Here is a 14,742-nt window from a genome sequence, read left to right as displayed (position 1 = left end):
GGCACCGGCCACTGGGTGGCCGGCCCCAGGAAGTACTCGCGGCACTGATGACGTTGTTGGTCCCGTCCCGCAGACAAGTGCGGAGCACACAAATCCGGGCCATCGCGATGCGTGGCGAATGACCGCCAACGACGTGCGGCTCAGCCGACGAGTTGCTGGCCTCCGTCGACGTCGAAGGTCGCACCGGTGAGGGCGGTGTTGGTCATGATGTGCACGGCGAGAGCCGCCACGTCCTCGGGTACGACTACGCGGCCGATCGGCAGCATGGCGCGCAGCTCCTCGCGGCGGGCGTCGAGTGCGTCGCCGAGCAGCCGCGCCGACAATGGCGTGTCCACGAAGCCGGCGGCGATCAGGTTCACGCGGACCGGTGCGAGCTCGAGGGCGAGACTGGCCGTGAACGCGGGCGCCGCGGCGGTGACCGCGGGGGCGACACCGAGGGCGGCCCGGACGCGGCGGGCTCCCGTGCCGCCCATGAGCAGCAGCGTGCCGCCCGGCCGTACGGTGCCGGCGCAGTGGCGTGCGACCTCGAGGGCGAGCACCATGTGGTCGCTGATGGCCCGGCGCGCCTGGGCGGCGTCCATGTCGAGAAGACGGCCGTAGGACGGGCCGCCCGCGGTGATCATCACGTGATCGAGCGGCCCCGGCAGCTGCTGGAAGAACCGTTCGAGTTGCTCCGGGTCATGGGCGTCGAAGGCGGCGGTGCTGAGGGCGTCGGCCTCCTTGGCGGCGGTGTGCAGGCGTTCGGGGTCCCGTCCGGTGAGGACCACGCCGGCGCCCTGGGTACGGGCGAGCCGTGCGGTCGCCAGCCCGATGCCCGCGCTCCCGCCGATGACGACGAGGGTCTGCCCGTGCAGGGCCTGGTCGCGGGTTCCGAACCCGCAGTCGGCTCAACCGTCATGATTCCTCCCGCGCTGTGGTCTTGCCTAGGTTGTCCTGAGGACTGATCCAGCACCTCGTCGAGCTGCCGCAGGCAACCAGGCGTTGATCCTGTGGGGGCAGCCCCGCCGGACCGGGCCGGCACCTCCTCACCGCTGGACGGGTTGCCGCGCAGCATGCTCGACCTGCCGGGTGCGCTGGTCGGTGAGGACTTCGACCCGGTCGTTCGCCAGTGCGATCACGAGTGCTCCCGCAGTGCTTCAGACATCGCGCCCGTCCGTGACCGCCGGGCTGCTGGAGGCCGCATCCCCGGGAAGCCCGGCCAGGAGGCCAAGGAGGCGGCCGACAGCATGTTGGTCAGTGTGGTGCCGCCGTTGCCCGACAGGACGGGAACGAAGGCCCCGGAGACGGTCCAGGCGGCGATGTAGGTGGCCTCCATCGCGCTCCTTCCCTCTGCCGCCTGCCGATCGGTGAGGGTCGACCCGGCGATGGGAGGCTTTGAGCCGGACCGCGTCCTGGCGCCCCCAGGTGCACGCGCGACTCTCACCCATGGCGACTCATGACCAGAAGGCCGGTCCTCGATCCCCACCTTCTTTCGGGCCGCGCCGGGACGGCAGGGTCGTCGCGTACGAAGATTGCCCACACAAGAAGCCTCTCCATAGCCAGCGTGCATCGAATGCCACGACGACGCATGTGAGACGACGCCCGGCCGCAAGGCTCCCGTGTCAGGTTCAGCGACCACTCCACACGGAGCACCTCCACTCCCCGAGCGCGCCGCCTCCGCGCCCACGTCCGGACCCGAGGCCCTGCTCCGCCACATCCACCGCGATCTGCTGGAGCACGTCGGCCACGAACCGGGAGACGACGCCGCGCCCCTGGCCATCGAACGCTACGGCGCCCACCATCTCCACCGACCGCACACCACGTGCCGCCCCCCGACGGCCGCCGTCGACTCGACTCCGGCTCAAAGCCGATGCGGAGGACCCGTCCTGAGCCCTTGACCCATGTGTCGCACCCGTCAGGGCGTCGACTCCGGCGGCCGCGCCCCCCGGCCGTTACCAGGCAGCCTGACGGTCACGGCAAAAACGCCGCCGAGATCCAGGACGACGCTTCTCGCTACGACTTGCACACTTGGCGGCGGGTTCGAGCAGGAGGGGCGTGTCCGGCCTGCTGGACCGCTCTCAGCGCCCGCGGATCAGGCCGTCACGCCCGAGGCGGAAGCCCATATCAGGCTACGGCCAAGACGACGGGGCGCCGCGCATGTGGGTGGGACCTCCTGGACAGCTCGTTTGCTTTGAATCACCTCCGCGGCGCCACGGACACCGCTCCGCCTGGCCGGCGCCTGCCGCCAGGCACTGGCACGCTCACTCCGCACCGCATGGCGAGGGGTCTGTGGACCCGTGAGCTGAGCGGACGGGGGCAATGCTGCGCACCGCTGCACCATGGTGAGCCGGCGCTCGCTCGCGTTGCGGCATGCCGGTGACGCGTGCGGTGCGGCAGCCGGGTCTCGCCCGGCGCCCACCGTACGATCACGGCCATGGGAGAGCGGTGGTCTGCGGCGGCGCCGCCTCAGCCGCCCCGACACGGCAGATGGCCGCGACTGACGTCGTCGCGTTTCCTGCCGGCGGTGGTGATCTCGCTGATCATCGCGGCCCTGGCCGGGCTCTTCGTCGGCGCCTACTGCTGGGCCATGGCCAATCCCGTACCGCATCGCATCCCCGTCGCGGTGACGGGAAAGTCGGTCGCGGGCGGCCGGTTCACCAACGCGCTGGAGACCACGCTCCGCACGTCGCTGGTCCTTCATCCGTACCCTGACTACGGCAGTGCCCTCGCCGCGGTCGACGCCCAGCGGGAGTTCGCGATCCTGCAGCGTCGACCGGCCGGGGTGGAGGTCGATGTGGCGAGCGCGGCGGGGGCGTCGGTCGCCCGGGTTCTCGGCCAGAGTGCCCCGGCGGTGGGCCGGTCCCTCGGCATCCCGGTGCAGGTCAGGGACGTCAAACCGCTTCCGGCCACGGACCCGCAGGGGCTGGCTCTCTTCTACATCGCCCTGGGGTCGACCATCCTCGGTTTCGTCGGTGCCATCCAGCTCGGAGTGCATGCTCAGGCGCTGCGCCCCGCCGAGCGTATCGCCGCTACGGCCGGCTATTCCGTGCTGGGTGGCCTGTGGATCTGCGTCATGGCCGACTGGGTGCTCGGTGTGGTGCGGCTGCCGTTCGTCCAGTCATGGGGAATCTGCACTTTCACCATGATCACGGCGGGCATGATCTTCACCGCGTTCCACACGTTCCTGGGCCGCTGGGCGATGCTGCCGACGTGGCTGTTGCTGGTCATCCTCGGCAACCCCTCGTCCGGGGGTGCGGTGGCCTGGCCGCTGCTCCCTCCGGTCCTGGGCTTTCTGGGGCGGTTCCTGCCGCCGGGCGCGTCGGTGAACGCCCAGCGCAACGCCATCTACTTCCCGCACAACCAGCACGTCGAGCCGTATGTGGTGCTCGCCGTGTGGTGCCTGGTCGCCTCGTCGGTCTTCCTTGTGTGGCGTGCACGTCACCCCGCCAGCCGAGCGACCGCACAGGCCGCCACGCTCGGCGCTGGATGAGCGCACTGCCGCATCGCAGCCGCCGGCGGCGACGTCGGCCTCTCGCGGTCGTCGGCACAAGCGTCTTCACGATCCCCAGCGCCCGTCCGGCGTCGCCTGCACGACGTCGAGCGCTACGTCATCACCCGTGGTGGCGAGTACGTGTTCCTGCCGAGTCTCAGCGCGTTGCGCCGGCGCCCGGTGGCACCGGTCTCCCTGAGATCCCGCACTCCGCTTCCGGGGCTGCCGGGCCCGCGATCGGTGCGCACTCCCCCCACGCCGTCGCTGACCGGCTCGTGCCGGACTTGAGAGCAGCTCTGCGACGCGGGCCGCAACTGCGGGGCAGGATCGCGTGATTGCTGCCCGACCTGCACTTCCCGCCCTCCCCTCATGGCGAACTGTGCGAAGCCGTCGGCCTGGAACTGGAGCCGGCGCAGACCGGGCAGCTCTCGGCGGCACGCAGGCAGCGGGACCGGCGGATGCGGGAGCTGGTGCTGACCGCCTACGAGTACCGGTGCGCGTTCTGTGGTTGCGACGGCAGGGTCGGCGCGGTGCCGGTCGGGCTGGAGGCCGCCCATGTGCGCTGGTGGGCGTCCGATGGTCCCGACGAGATCGACAACGTGCTGTGCCTGTGCTCGCTGCACCACAAGCTCTTCCGCAAAGCCGTCCTCGGTGGGGGAGACGATCAGCAAACCCTGGTCTCACAGCGCTTCGTCGGCCACAGCCCAGCCGCCGCGACCACGTCATGTCCCTCGCGGGCCGTCCACTCGTCGGCCCACAGCCCTGCGCATGCCCCGTCGCGGCCGCTCACAGTAACTGGCACGCCCGGTAGGTCTTTCCCAGCGAGCCACGCGCTGCTACGGCCGCCCGGCACCGTCCATCCCTGCCTCGTCGGCATTGCGGCGCAGGCGAGTCCACGGTTCTCGGCGTTCCTCGCGGATGTCGCACGTCAGTTCGTCATGACCCTGGTCTGGTGCGGTCGGTTGTGTACCAGCAGAGCTGAGGCGAGGGCCGCGCACAGGAATACGGCGGCGATGACGGTCATGCCGACATGGATGCCGGAGGTGAAGGCGTCGCCGATGGCGGCGGTCACGTTCGGCGGGGCCGCTCGGTGGCCGCTGCTGCCGGTGGAGACGGCGTGCTCGACGGCGGGCCAGGCTGCTCGGGGGACGTGATGAGTGGCGAGCCGGGTTGGCAGTTGGGACTGGAGCCGGCTGGCGAGGAGTGCGCCGAGGAGGGAGGAGCCGGTGACGGATCCGATCTGGCGGAAGGCGTTGACGGCTCCGGAGGCCATGCCGGCGCGTTCGTGGGAGACGCTGACCAGGGCGGCGGCGGTGCTGGGCGCGGCCACCATCCCGCTTGCGGCTCCGAAGAGCGCGAACAGCCACCACACCCGGGCGTAGGGGGCGGTCGGATCCAGCGTGGTGAGTCCGGCCGTGGCGGCGGCTCCGATGAGGAAGCCCAGGGTCAGCGGGAGCTTGAAGCCGGTGCGGCGGATCACGCGTCCGGTCGCGTAGCTGACGATGACGTAGACGCCGAAGAAGGCCAGCAGCCGCCATCCGACGGCCAGGGCGGACAGGTGCTGGACGCGTTCGTAGAAGAGCACCGTCAGGATGGCCAGGCCGGTGAAGCCGAACAGGGAGACGGCCGCGACGAACATGACGGCGCTGAAGGACGCCGACCGGAACAGGGTGATGTCCAGCATGGGTGTGCGGGCGGCGCGCTCGACGAGGACGAAACCGGTCAGGGCCGCGGCCGCGATGATCCAGGCGGTGAGGATGCGGGGACTGGTGTAGCCGTCGTGTCCGCCTTCGATGAGGGCGTAGACGAGGGCGGCGATGCCCAGGGCGGCCAGGACCTGGCCGGGGATGTCCAACTTGCCCTCGGGGCCGCGCGATTCGGCGACGAGGACGGCGGCGGCCAGGGTGACCACGGCGAGGACGGCGGTCGACAGGAAGACCGTGTTCCAGTGGAAGTGGTCCAGCAGTGTGCCCGCGATCAGAGGGCCGGCGGCAAGCCCGATGCCGGAGGAGGCGGCCCAGATGGTGACGACTTCGGTGCGGCGGTGAGGGTCCGGGAAGGTGACTCCCAGGATGGCCAGGCTGTTGGGCAGGATGAGCGCGCCACCGAGGCCGGAAACGAGTTGGCCGGCGATGACGCCTCCCACCGAACCCGCCGCGTAGACGATGAGCGAGCCGATGATCATGATCGCGGCACCGGTGGCGAAGGTGCGCTTGCGGCCGTAGAGGTTGCCGATGGTGCCCGCGGACATCACCAGACTGGCCACGAGCAGGGTGTAGGCGGAGGGGATCCAGACGAGGCCGGTCGGGGAGACGTGCAGGTCGTCCTGGATGGCCGACAGAGCCGATACCGATGCGGTGATCAGCAGAAAGGTCGTCATGGCGCCCAGGCACATCGCGATGAGCGTGACGGCGGCGGCGAGCCGGGAAGGCTGGTCGGGGGAGGGCCGGAGGCCGGTTGGCCGGCCGGTCGGCCTGAGCCGGCCCGGGGCGGGGGAAGGAGTGGAAGTCATGGCGTTCTCGTCTCAGCCGAGCTGCGGGTAAAGGGCGGCGACGCCACCGGGGAGGCCGGCCTGCACCTGGCGGCTGCGCTCGTCGACGACGATCTCGGCGGCCCCGGAGGCGATGCCGTCGACGGCCGCGCGGGCGACGTCCGCCGGGGCGGTCTTGGGCCCGTCGACATGGCGGGCCATGTCGGTGTCCATGTAGCCGACGTGGAGTCCGGACACGGTGATACCCCGCGGTGCGAGCTGCTGGCGCACCGCGTTGGTCAGGCTCCACTCCGCGGACTTGGCGGCGGCGTAGGCGCCGACGGCGGGGAAGCTGATCCATGACAGCACGGACAGGATGTTGAGGACGGCGCCTCCGCCCTGGGACTCGATCACGGGGGCGAAAGCCCGGATCATGCCGAGGGTGCCCAGGTAGTGAGTCTCCATTTCCAGGCGGACGGCGTCCCAGCTGCCGGTCAGCAGGTCGGCGCCCGTGGAACTGCCGGCGTTGTTGATCAGCACCGTGATGTCACGGGCCTCCTCGGCAGCCGCGGCGACCGAGGCGGGGTCGGTGACGTCGAGCTGTATCGCTTTCACGCCGGGCAGATCGATCTGGTCGGGTCGGCGGGCCGCCCCGTACACGGTCGCGCCACGCGCGAGCAGTTCCTGGGTCAGTGCCCGGCCGAGTCCGCGATTGGCTCCGGTGACCAGGACGGTTGCTGTGCTGATGTCCATGATTCCTCCCTCGGGATGCGCACACCCCGGCTGGCTTACGTCTTTAGAAGTCAGCCACGACGGTATAGGCTGACTTTGAACGAGGCAAGTCAGGTGGAGGTGGAGAGATGAAGGACCTGCTGGAGGAACGGGACGCCTGGTCCATGGCAAACTGCTCCATTGCCAGGACTCTGGAGATCGTCGGCAACAGAACAGCGCTGTTGATCATGCGCGAGGCGTTCTTCGGCACGCGCCGCTTCGATGACTTCGCCAAGCGCGTGGGCATCGGCGAACCCGCCGCCGCGGCGCGCCTGAAAGAACTGACTGCCGCCGGTCTCCTGGAGCGCGTCCCTTACCAGGAGCCCGGCCAGCGGACCCGGTACGCCTATCAACTGACCCAGAAGGGCCGGGACTTCCGGGCCGTCATCGTGGCGCTTCGGCAATGGGGCGACAGGTGGGCCACGGACGAACAAGGTCCCCCCGTGGTCGTACGCCACAAGGAATGCGGTGCCGGGGTGCACGCGGTGCTCCGCTGCGACGACGGCCACGACGTGCCGGTCGGGGACTCGTTCGTCGATGCCGGCCCGGGCCTCATCCGCGTCGGCCAGGACAGCCCTGAACCCAGCGGCGGCTGAAACGCCCCGCAGGACGATGCCACCGCGGAAGTGGGACCCCGCCATGGCCGCCCGGCACGGCACACCGACAACACACCCCTGAGGAACTGCCGCATGCCGGAAACGTCGAAGAGGTCTTTGCGTGCCGACGCGACCGGTGGGACAGGAGCGGCAAGGCAGCAACTCACAGATCGCGTGTGTTCGGCTGGGAAGACCCCGCCCTTTCCGCCGGCGCCCTCCCTCACCACAGCGGTCTGGACTTCCTCCGCGAGATCCTGGCCGGGCGCCTGCCCGCCCCGCCGATCGCCGCCGCCCTCGGCTTCGCCCTGGAGGAGGCCGAGCACGGCCGGGCGGTCTTCGTCCTGGTGCCGGGCGAGGAACACTACAACCCGATCGACGGCGTCCACGGCGGCGTCCATGCCACGCTCCTCGACTCGGCGGCCGGCTGCGCGGTGCAGTCCGTACTGCCCCAGGGCATGCGGTACGCCTCGATCGGCCTGACGTTGAAATTCCTGCGCCCGACCCGCTGATCACCATGCCCGGCGCCAGAGAGGGGCCCATGGGACTGGCGGACCCGTCCAGGCGGCATCGGCCAGGTGCTCTCCCTTTTGTCAGACCCTGCGCGAGCATTCACGGAGGACGGATTCGTCGTCCTGGGGAACGCGATGCCATCGGTCGCAGCGGGAGGCATACGGCTGGCCGACGACGATCAGGGCGGCCTCGGGTTCGCTACGACCGCTATTGGGGACTGGGCGAGGTTGAGGGCGGGAGAGTCTGCTCGGCCCAGATGGTCTTGCCGTCGAGGGAGTAACGGACGCCCCAGTTCTGTGCGAGTTGGGCGATGATGAACAAGCCGCGCCCGCCTTCGTCGATGGTCTTCGCGTGGCGCAGTCGAGGCGCGAGGGAATTGCTGTCGCGGACTTCGCAGGTGAGCGTGCGGTCCTTGATGAGCCGCAACCGCACCGGCGGGGTGCCGTAACGGATGGCGTTGGTGACCAGTTCGCTGACGATTATTTCCGTGGTGTAGGCGGTTTCGTCATCCACTCCCCAACGGGTGAGCTGGTCCTGGGTCTGGGTGCGCGCCGTGGCGACGGCTTTGGGGTGGTGGTCGAGATGCCATATGGCGACCTGGTCCGCGGGGAACGCGTGGGTGCGGGCGAGGAGGAGGATGACGTCGCCGTGGCGGGTGTCGTTCCGCAGGCGGTAGAGCACGTCGTCGCACAGATCCTGCAGTGGCCGGTCAGTGTGGGCCAATACCCATTGCAGGGTCTCGGGGGGCTGGGAGGCGTGCAGGAGCGACGGGGTGTAGAAGGCAAGGACGCTGCCGTCGGTGAGAGAGACCGTGGTGGCGGCGAAGGGGGGTCCTTCCGTACTGCCCAGGGGAGGTCCGCTCGGCAGGTGAAAGATCTCAGTTCTCCCGTCGGGATGGGCGACGACGGGTGGGGGGTGACCGGCCAGGGCGATGCTGCAGGTCTGGTCGAGCGGGTCGTAGACCGCGTACGCGCAGCTTCCCGTGAGCGGCATGGGATCGCCGGGCGGCAGAGCTGCGCGTTCCTCGGCCAGGCTGATGGCGGTGTCGTTGAGGCGGGCGAGTAGTTCGTCGGGCTCCAGGTCGAGCGCGGCCAGGGAGTGCGTGGCGGTCCGTATCTGTCCCAGGGTGGTGGCCGCATGGATGCCTTGGCCGGCCACTTCACCGACCACCAGTGCGGTACGGCCGCCTGAGAGGGCGAAGGTGTCGAACCCGCTGCCTCCGCCCACCTCGGAGGGCACGTGCAGGTGCGCGGTTTCAACGGTGGTCTGCGTCGTAGCGTGGGGAAGCAGCAGGTGGCGCTGGATGGTCAAGGCGATGGTGTGTTCGCGGGTGTAGCGGCGGGCGTTGTCGATGCACAGCGCGGTGTGAGCGGCCACTGCGACGGCGAGGGTGACATCGCCCTGGTCGTAGGGGTCGCCCTGGTCGGTGCGGTACAGGCTCATCAGTCCCAGCACGGTTCCCCGCAGCGTCAGGGGTGTGGTGATGAGGCTGTGGGCGCCGGAGGCGCGGATCGCCTCGGCGCGCTGCGGGACGGCCGCCAGCCAGGGTGTTTCGGGGCCCAGGGCGACGAGGCGGGGCTTGAGGTCGCTCAGCGTCCGCGCGTAAGGCGTCGGGAACGGCAGAGCGCGCACGTCACCCACCGGATGTGCCTGAAGCTGCTGCTCGCCGCCACTGCGGCCGAAGGCGGCACGGCGTAGCGGCACCTCCCGCCCGAGAGGACTCGGCGGAGGTTCCTCGCCCCGCACCACTGCGTCCACCACGTCCACCACGGCGATGTCGGCAAGGTCTGGCACCACCGCCCGCACCAGTTCCTCGCAGGTGGCCACCACGTCCAGGGTCTGTCCCACGCGCTCGCGCACCGAGCCGAGGACGCGCAGACGGGCACGTACCTTTTCGCGTTCGGTGACATCGAGGATCTCCGTCAGCACCCCCAAGATCCTCCGCTGCGCATCCTCAAGGCGGGACGCCGAGACGGAGAACAGGTACTCAGGGCCCGGCGCACCCTTCGGACGCACCGCCACCAGTCGCCCCCGTGCGGGCGCGCCGCTCTCCAGCACGCCGTGCAGCATCGCCTCAACCTCGCCGGGCGTGGAAAAGTCATACACGTCGGTGACGCGTCGGCCCATGATCTGTTCAGGAGGCGCTGTGTGAAGGAACGGCGTGTCGACGTTGATCCGCAGGATTCGCAGCTCCCTGTCCAGGACCATCAGGCCGGTCGGGGACTGGTGGAACAGAGCTTCCAGTACCGCCGCACCCTCGACGGGCGAAATAGCTTCGTTGTGCGCCACGGCAACCCACCTCCCCCATCCAGCCTGCTCCTGGCTCCTGCGCGCCGCTCCCTCGCATGCCGAGACGTGTTTGAGCTGCCGCCGTTGCGGCCTCAAGCGTTTCCGCAGGTCGTGGAACCGCCCGAGGAACCCCTGAGCGAATGTCGCAGGTGGGCGCTTCGGCGAGCGCTCCATTTCCCCATCGCTGCATGAGCAGCAGTCCGAGGTCCGGGGGGCCTGGCATCGGGCCCGCGCACGCCGCACGCCGCACGCGTGCGGGTGGGATCCGGGGCGCCCAGGCTCGCCCACGCCTGCCTCGCGGTCCGGGTCGAGCCTTGGTGTTGGTGGCGGTGCCTGCGAGTGTTCGGCGGCCGCCCGTGATCAGCGCAGGAGGACGCCGAAGACCATGTGGAAGAAGGCGTCGAAGGGAGCGGAGGACTTGTCGGCCCGGGCCGCGATCAGCGTGCCCTCCCAGGCACTGAGGATGAACAGCGCGGCCTCCTCGACGTCGAGAGCGGCATCCAGCTCACCTGCTTCCTGTGCTTCGGTGAGCACCCGCCGGATGTGCGCGGCCCACCGCTGGAAGCCGCCCTGCACGGCGGAACGGATCTCCTCGGAGTGATCCGCCACCTCCGCGCCCAGGTTGCCCACCAGGCATCCGCGGGTGAAGCCGCTGTCGACCGTGTCCGCGCCCAGGAACTCGAAGTGCGCCCGAAGTCGCTCCAGCGCAGGGCGCCCGGGCGTGTCGAGCAGGTCGAACCGCAACCCGGCGGCGTAGCGGCTCAGCGCCTCGAGGGCGCTCTCCTCCTTGCTGGTGAAGTGGTTGTAGAACGAGCCCTTGGGAGCCCCGGCCGCCGACGTGATGTCGCTGATGCCGGTGGCATGGAAGCCCCGCGTGCGGAACTGCTCCAGGGCCGCCTGCGCGATCTCCTCGCGCTTGGACGCGCGTGCCATCCTCACCACCACCTCGGGGTCAATATGTCCGGTCGCCTTGCCGCAGGTCAAACCAAGGTCACCGAGAGGTGAATCCCGCGCGCGACGACTCGCGGCCCACAGCTCGGCCCTCGGACCCGCTTGACTAAGTTTAAAGCGACCGGTCATATTGAAGTGACCGGTCATATTGGATGCCGGTCCCCACCCCCGCCTCGGCCCTCCCCGTGTCGGCAGAGGCAGCAGCACCGAGGAGAAGCACCATGTCCGCGTACCGAGCCTTCGAGGCCACCGGTGTCCACCAGCTCCGGCTCGTCGAGCGCGAGCTGGTCGACCCGCAGCCCGGACACGTCCGGCTCAGGGTGGAGGCGTGCGGCGTCTGCCACTCCGACGTACTGGCCGTGGAGGGACTGCGCCCCGACCCGTCACGCCCCGTCGTCCCCGGCCACGAGATCGTCGGCGTGATCGACGCCGTGGGCCCGGGCGTCTCCGCCTGGGGGCCCGGCGACCGCGTCGGCGTCGGCTTCCTGAACGGGCACTGCTGGCAGTGCGAACCGTGCCGCCGCGGCGACTTCGTCAACTGTCTCAACCAGGAACAGACCGGAACGACCATCGACGGCGGATACGCGGAGGTGACCTACGCCCGCGCGAGCGGACTGGTGCGCATCCCTGACGGCATGCCCGCCGTACAGGCCGCCCCGCTGCTGTGCGCCGGACTGACCACCCTCACCGCGCTCCAGCAGGCCCCCACCCGCGCGGGCGCCCTGGTCGCCGTACAGGGGATCGGCGGGCTCGGTCACCTGGCCCTGCAGTACGCACGCAGCCTCGGACACCGCGTGGCCGCCATCGCCCGCGGCCAGGAGAAGGAGAAACTCGCCAGGGAACTGGGCGCCCACGAGTACATCGACAGTACCGTCACCGACCCCGGCACGGCGCTTGCCGACCTGGGCGGCGCGTCGCTGATCGTCGCCACCGCGTCCAGCGGTACGTCCATGAACCCACTGGTCCGCGGGCTGGCCCCGGGCGGCAGCCTGGTCGTGGTCGGCGCCGCCCCCGACCCACTGGCGGTCGCCACGGCCGACCTGATCTTCGGCACCCGGCGCATCGTGGGCAGCCTGACCGGATCCTCGATCCAGAACGAGGACAACCTCGCCTTCAGCCTCGCCCACGGCATCCGCCCCGCCACCGAGACCATGCCCTTCACCCACGCCATGGACGCCTACGAGCGGATGCTCTCGGGCAAGGCCCGCTTCCGCGTCGTCCTCGACATGGCCGCCTGACCACCGCCACGCCCTGCGCCGCCGGGCAGGCGAGTCCCGGCCCGCACCCCCGGCAATCCCTTTGAGGTTCCCCCATGACCGATATGGTCGACACGACAGAGCACACCAGCACGGCCCCGCGCGACAGCGGCCCTGTACGCCCAGCCGCCGACATCGTCCCCGACGTACACGGTCCCCATGCGACCCGCGCCGCACGGATCAGGCTCCTGTCCATCTCCCTCGGCACCGCCGGCCTCGGGGGAGCCTGGCAGGCGGCGGTAACCACCTTTCCGGCCGCTCTGCAGGTCAGCGACGCGCTGTTCACCTTCAGCGGGCTGATCTGGCTGGTGTTGCTGGTCCAGTACCTGCGCCATGGCGGGGCCCGATGGCACAACCTGCGCCACGACCTGCGTCATCCCGGCGACGGCTTCACCTTCGGGTACGTCCCCCTCATCGGCATGCTGATCACAGGCCACTTCTCCCGTTTCGAACTCACCGAAGCACGCTGGGTCTACGCGGTATTCCTTGTCCTGGCCGCCTTCATCGCTGCACGCCTGCTCGCCCACTGGCTCACGGGCACCCTGAGCACCACCGCTCTGCACCCGGGCTATCTGCTGCCGGTCTCCTCCGCACCCTTCGTCGCCAGCGCCGTCGCATCCACACTCAGACTGCCCGGCATCGCCGACGCCGCCTTCGCGGTGGGGCTGCTGTACTGGCTCGCCTTCGGCACCGTCATCCTCGGCGGCCTCGTCACCGGTGGCCCCCTGCCCGGGCCCGCCCGCCCGGCCCTCACCGTCCTGACCATCCCACCGGCGACCGGCGGAATCGCCTGGACCGCCGTCCACAAGGGCGTCTTCGACGCCGTCGGCTACGGCTTCGCCGGGACCCTGCTCTTCACCGTCCTCCTCGTCGCTTTCCTGGTCCCCGAGCTGCGCCAGACCGCGTTCCATCCGGGCCTGTGGATCTTCAGCTTCCCGGTGGCGGCTTCCACCAACTTCACCATCCGCTGGATCCATGCGTCCGCACTTCCCGCAGGGCCGGTACTCACCGGCATCCTCCTTGCCGGCGCGACCTCGGCGCTGTGTCTGCTGGCCGCGGCCAGCCTGCGCCACCGGGCCCGGCGAGTGCTTGCCGGCTGACTTCCGCTCCGGCGACGGACAGGCGCATACCAGAGGCATCACCGTGTTCCTCGAGCGCCGACCGGCCGCTTCAGCGGAGGGTGACAGCCCGCAGTCCCGGATCTGCGGCCCAGCAGACGACTCCGACCCCACCCGGCCAATGTGCCCTGCACCACCGACACCTTTCCGATGAGCCCTCATGCCCACGCTCGACCGCCACGACGCCGTCTTCGTTCTCGACCTCGGTGACGGGGAGAACCGCTTCCATCCCGACTGGATCGCCTCAGTCGAAGCAGCCCTCGACGAGGTGGAGAAGTCCGAAGGCCCCCCGCGCCCTGGTGACCGCTGCGACCGGGAAGTTCTACTCCAACGGTCTCGATCTCGAATGGCTCGCCGCGCACAGCGACGAACGCCTGGACTACGTCAGCTCCGTCCACGGCCTGTTCGCAAGGTTCCTGTCCCTCCCGCTGATCACCGTTGCCGCGCTGCAGGGACACACCTTCGCCGCCGGAGCGATGTTCTCCCTGGCCCACGACTTCCGTCTCATGCGCGCCGACCGGGGCTTCTGGTGCCTGCCCGAGGCAGAGATCAACATCCCCTTCACTCCCGGCATGTCCGCCCTCATCCAGTCCCGGCTGACCCCGCAGACAGCCCAGCACGCCATGGTCTCCGCCCGCCGTTTCGGCGGCCAGGAAGCCGCCGCCGCCGGAATCGTCGACCAGGCAGTGGACGAGGACGCCCTGCGCACCGCCGCCCTCGAACTCGCCCTGGCGCACGCGAGCAAGGCCGGCGACAGCCTCGGAACCATCAAGACGCGCATGTACGCCCCTGTCCTCACCCTGCTCCGCGACACGACCAACCCGCTGGGCTGACGCCATGCCGGGGGCGGTCGCCGGCCCGGGCGGGGCACGAAAACCGCACCCCCACCTCCCGGCCCGTGATCGCCACCGCCCGGATGCGCCACGGCAAGCCGGCCGACTCCCGCGGCACCCCGAATTCCGTCGGCGAGGGGCTGGCCTCCGCTCGTCAGGCTGACTCCACCGGTTGCGCAACCTGCGCGCCGACCCGCAGTTCTGCAGGGGAGCCTCACCGCCGTTCGTCAGCCGTCTTCTGGCCAAGGATCCCGCACAGCGGTCGACCGGTGGCGAGGTATGGGACGCCCTCAAAGAGATCAACGACCGTCACTCCGAAGAGCCGCAGTCCAGCAGCGGCTTGGACCTCTCCGGTGAGGTGGTCGTCAGCCATGCTGAAGCCGCGGACGGCGCGGCCATCCTCCTGCGCATCGCAATCGACCATGGTCAGGATGCTGGCACGCCCGGCAATGCGTGGTCAGACACCCTCAGGTGGATGC

The 14,742-nt window shown here is 70.1% G+C and carries 11 protein-coding genes and 4 pseudogenes; 7 read left to right on the top strand and 8 right to left on the bottom strand.

Features of this window, described 5'->3' with window-relative positions; genetic code table 11:
• Window positions 1-140: 140 nt before the first annotated feature.
• Together FB563_RS02360 and FB563_RS02355 are read right to left on the bottom strand one after the other, a co-directional pair.
• On the bottom strand, window positions 141-830 hold the full coding sequence (locus FB563_RS02360; protein ID WP_341874439.1) for an SDR family oxidoreductase: 690 nt from the start codon (window positions 828-830) through the stop codon (window positions 141-143).
• A 284-nt stretch (window positions 831-1,114) separates the two neighbouring features.
• The gene (locus FB563_RS02355; RefSeq protein ID WP_055706989.1) at window positions 1,115-1,315 is read right to left on the bottom strand and encodes a Rossmann-fold NAD(P)-binding domain-containing protein; all 201 of its coding nucleotides are present in this window, start codon (window positions 1,313-1,315) and stop codon (window positions 1,115-1,117) included.
• Between the two features lie 1,098 nt (window positions 1,316-2,413).
• Here FB563_RS02355 and FB563_RS02350 point away from each other — a divergent pair.
• A complete protein-coding gene (locus tag FB563_RS02350) occupies window positions 2,414-3,469 on the top strand; it encodes an ABC-2 transporter permease (protein WP_079048839.1) in 1,056 nt (351 codons plus the stop codon).
• Between the two features lie 155 nt (window positions 3,470-3,624).
• On the opposite strand, the pseudogene FB563_RS45120 reads toward FB563_RS02350, so the two are convergent.
• Window positions 3,625-3,747: pseudogene (locus tag FB563_RS45120) on the bottom strand (phosphorothioated DNA-binding restriction endonuclease); the annotation flags it as partial.
• Here FB563_RS45120 and FB563_RS02345 point away from each other — a divergent pair.
• A pseudogene (locus tag FB563_RS02345) lies at window positions 3,739-4,280 on the top strand (HNH endonuclease); the annotation flags it as partial. The pseudogenes FB563_RS45120 and FB563_RS02345 sit on opposite strands and share 9 nt — an antisense overlap.
• Window positions 4,281-4,397: 117 nt before the next feature.
• On the opposite strand, the gene FB563_RS02340 reads toward FB563_RS02345, so the two are convergent.
• Both FB563_RS02340 and FB563_RS02335 read right to left on the bottom strand, forming a co-directional pair.
• A complete protein-coding gene (locus FB563_RS02340; RefSeq protein WP_055706991.1) occupies window positions 4,398-5,981 on the bottom strand; it encodes an MFS transporter in 1,584 nt (527 codons plus the stop codon).
• 12 nt (window positions 5,982-5,993) lie between these two features.
• A complete protein-coding gene (locus FB563_RS02335; protein WP_055706992.1) occupies window positions 5,994-6,692 on the bottom strand; it encodes an SDR family oxidoreductase in 699 nt (232 codons plus the stop codon).
• A gap of 107 nt (window positions 6,693-6,799) precedes the next feature.
• On the opposite strand from FB563_RS02335, the gene FB563_RS02330 reads away from it, so the two are divergent.
• Together FB563_RS02330 and FB563_RS02325 are read left to right on the top strand one after the other, a co-directional pair.
• Window positions 6,800-7,306, top strand: a complete 507-nt coding sequence (locus FB563_RS02330; protein WP_055706993.1) for a winged helix-turn-helix transcriptional regulator — start codon at window positions 6,800-6,802, stop codon at window positions 7,304-7,306.
• Between the two features lie 176 nt (window positions 7,307-7,482).
• A pseudogene (locus tag FB563_RS02325) lies at window positions 7,483-7,803 on the top strand (PaaI family thioesterase); the annotation flags it as partial.
• A gap of 220 nt (window positions 7,804-8,023) precedes the next feature.
• Here the strand turns inward: FB563_RS02325 and FB563_RS02320 are convergent.
• Together FB563_RS02320 and FB563_RS02315 are read right to left on the bottom strand one after the other, a co-directional pair.
• The gene (locus tag FB563_RS02320; protein WP_055706994.1) at window positions 8,024-10,105 is read right to left on the bottom strand and encodes an ATP-binding SpoIIE family protein phosphatase; all 2,082 of its coding nucleotides are present in this window, start codon (window positions 10,103-10,105) and stop codon (window positions 8,024-8,026) included.
• 360 nt (window positions 10,106-10,465) lie between these two features.
• The gene (locus FB563_RS02315; RefSeq protein ID WP_055706995.1) at window positions 10,466-11,038 is read right to left on the bottom strand and encodes a TetR/AcrR family transcriptional regulator; all 573 of its coding nucleotides are present in this window, start codon (window positions 11,036-11,038) and stop codon (window positions 10,466-10,468) included.
• 239 nt (window positions 11,039-11,277) lie between these two features.
• Between FB563_RS02315 and FB563_RS02310 the strand changes: the two genes are divergently transcribed.
• The 3 genes and pseudogenes from FB563_RS02310 to FB563_RS02300 all read left to right on the top strand — a co-directional run bounded on the left by FB563_RS02310 (window position 11,278) and on the right by FB563_RS02300 (window position 14,263).
• Window positions 11,278-12,294, top strand: a complete 1,017-nt coding sequence (locus tag FB563_RS02310) for an alcohol dehydrogenase catalytic domain-containing protein (protein ID WP_055706996.1) — start codon at window positions 11,278-11,280, stop codon at window positions 12,292-12,294.
• A 74-nt stretch (window positions 12,295-12,368) separates the two neighbouring features.
• On the top strand, window positions 12,369-13,412 hold the full coding sequence (locus tag FB563_RS02305; RefSeq protein ID WP_142218425.1) for an SLAC1 family transporter: 1,044 nt from the start codon (window positions 12,369-12,371) through the stop codon (window positions 13,410-13,412).
• A gap of 178 nt (window positions 13,413-13,590) precedes the next feature.
• Window positions 13,591-14,263, top strand: a pseudogene (locus FB563_RS02300) (enoyl-CoA hydratase-related protein).
• A 214-nt stretch (window positions 14,264-14,477) separates the two neighbouring features.
• Here the strand turns inward: FB563_RS02300 and FB563_RS02295 are convergent.
• Window positions 14,478-14,687, bottom strand: coding sequence for a hypothetical protein (locus FB563_RS02295; protein ID WP_055706191.1), 210 nt, complete (start codon window positions 14,685-14,687; stop codon window positions 14,478-14,480).
• Window positions 14,688-14,742: the final 55 nt, after the last annotated feature.

The organism is Streptomyces puniciscabiei (assembly GCF_006715785.1).
GTDB lineage: Bacteria > Actinomycetota > Actinomycetes > Streptomycetales > Streptomycetaceae > Streptomyces > Streptomyces puniciscabiei.
This window is presented reverse-complemented; position numbering and strand designations above follow the sequence as displayed.

What these genes read in the sequence shown, in the direction of transcription:
- FB563_RS02330 (WP_055706993.1), top strand. Translation starts at nt 6,800, where the DNA reads ATGAAGGACCTGCTGGAGGAACGGGACGCCTGGTCCATGGCAAACTGC.
- FB563_RS02335 (WP_055706992.1), bottom strand. Translation starts at nt 6,692, where the DNA reads ATGGACATCAGCACAGCAACCGTCCTGGTCACCGGAGCCAATCGCGGA.
- FB563_RS02305 (WP_142218425.1), top strand. Translation starts at nt 12,369, where the DNA reads ATGACCGATATGGTCGACACGACAGAGCACACCAGCACGGCCCCGCGC.
- FB563_RS02355 (WP_055706989.1), bottom strand. Translation starts at nt 1,315, where the DNA reads ATGGAGGCCACCTACATCGCCGCCTGGACCGTCTCCGGGGCCTTCGTT.
- FB563_RS02340 (WP_055706991.1), bottom strand. Translation starts at nt 5,981, where the DNA reads ATGACTTCCACTCCTTCCCCCGCCCCGGGCCGGCTCAGGCCGACCGGC.
- FB563_RS02295 (WP_055706191.1), bottom strand. Translation starts at nt 14,687, where the DNA reads ATGGTCGATTGCGATGCGCAGGAGGATGGCCGCGCCGTCCGCGGCTTC.
- FB563_RS02350 (WP_079048839.1), top strand. Translation starts at nt 2,414, where the DNA reads ATGGGAGAGCGGTGGTCTGCGGCGGCGCCGCCTCAGCCGCCCCGACAC.
- FB563_RS02315 (WP_055706995.1), bottom strand. Translation starts at nt 11,038, where the DNA reads ATGGCACGCGCGTCCAAGCGCGAGGAGATCGCGCAGGCGGCCCTGGAG.
- FB563_RS02310 (WP_055706996.1), top strand. Translation starts at nt 11,278, where the DNA reads ATGTCCGCGTACCGAGCCTTCGAGGCCACCGGTGTCCACCAGCTCCGG.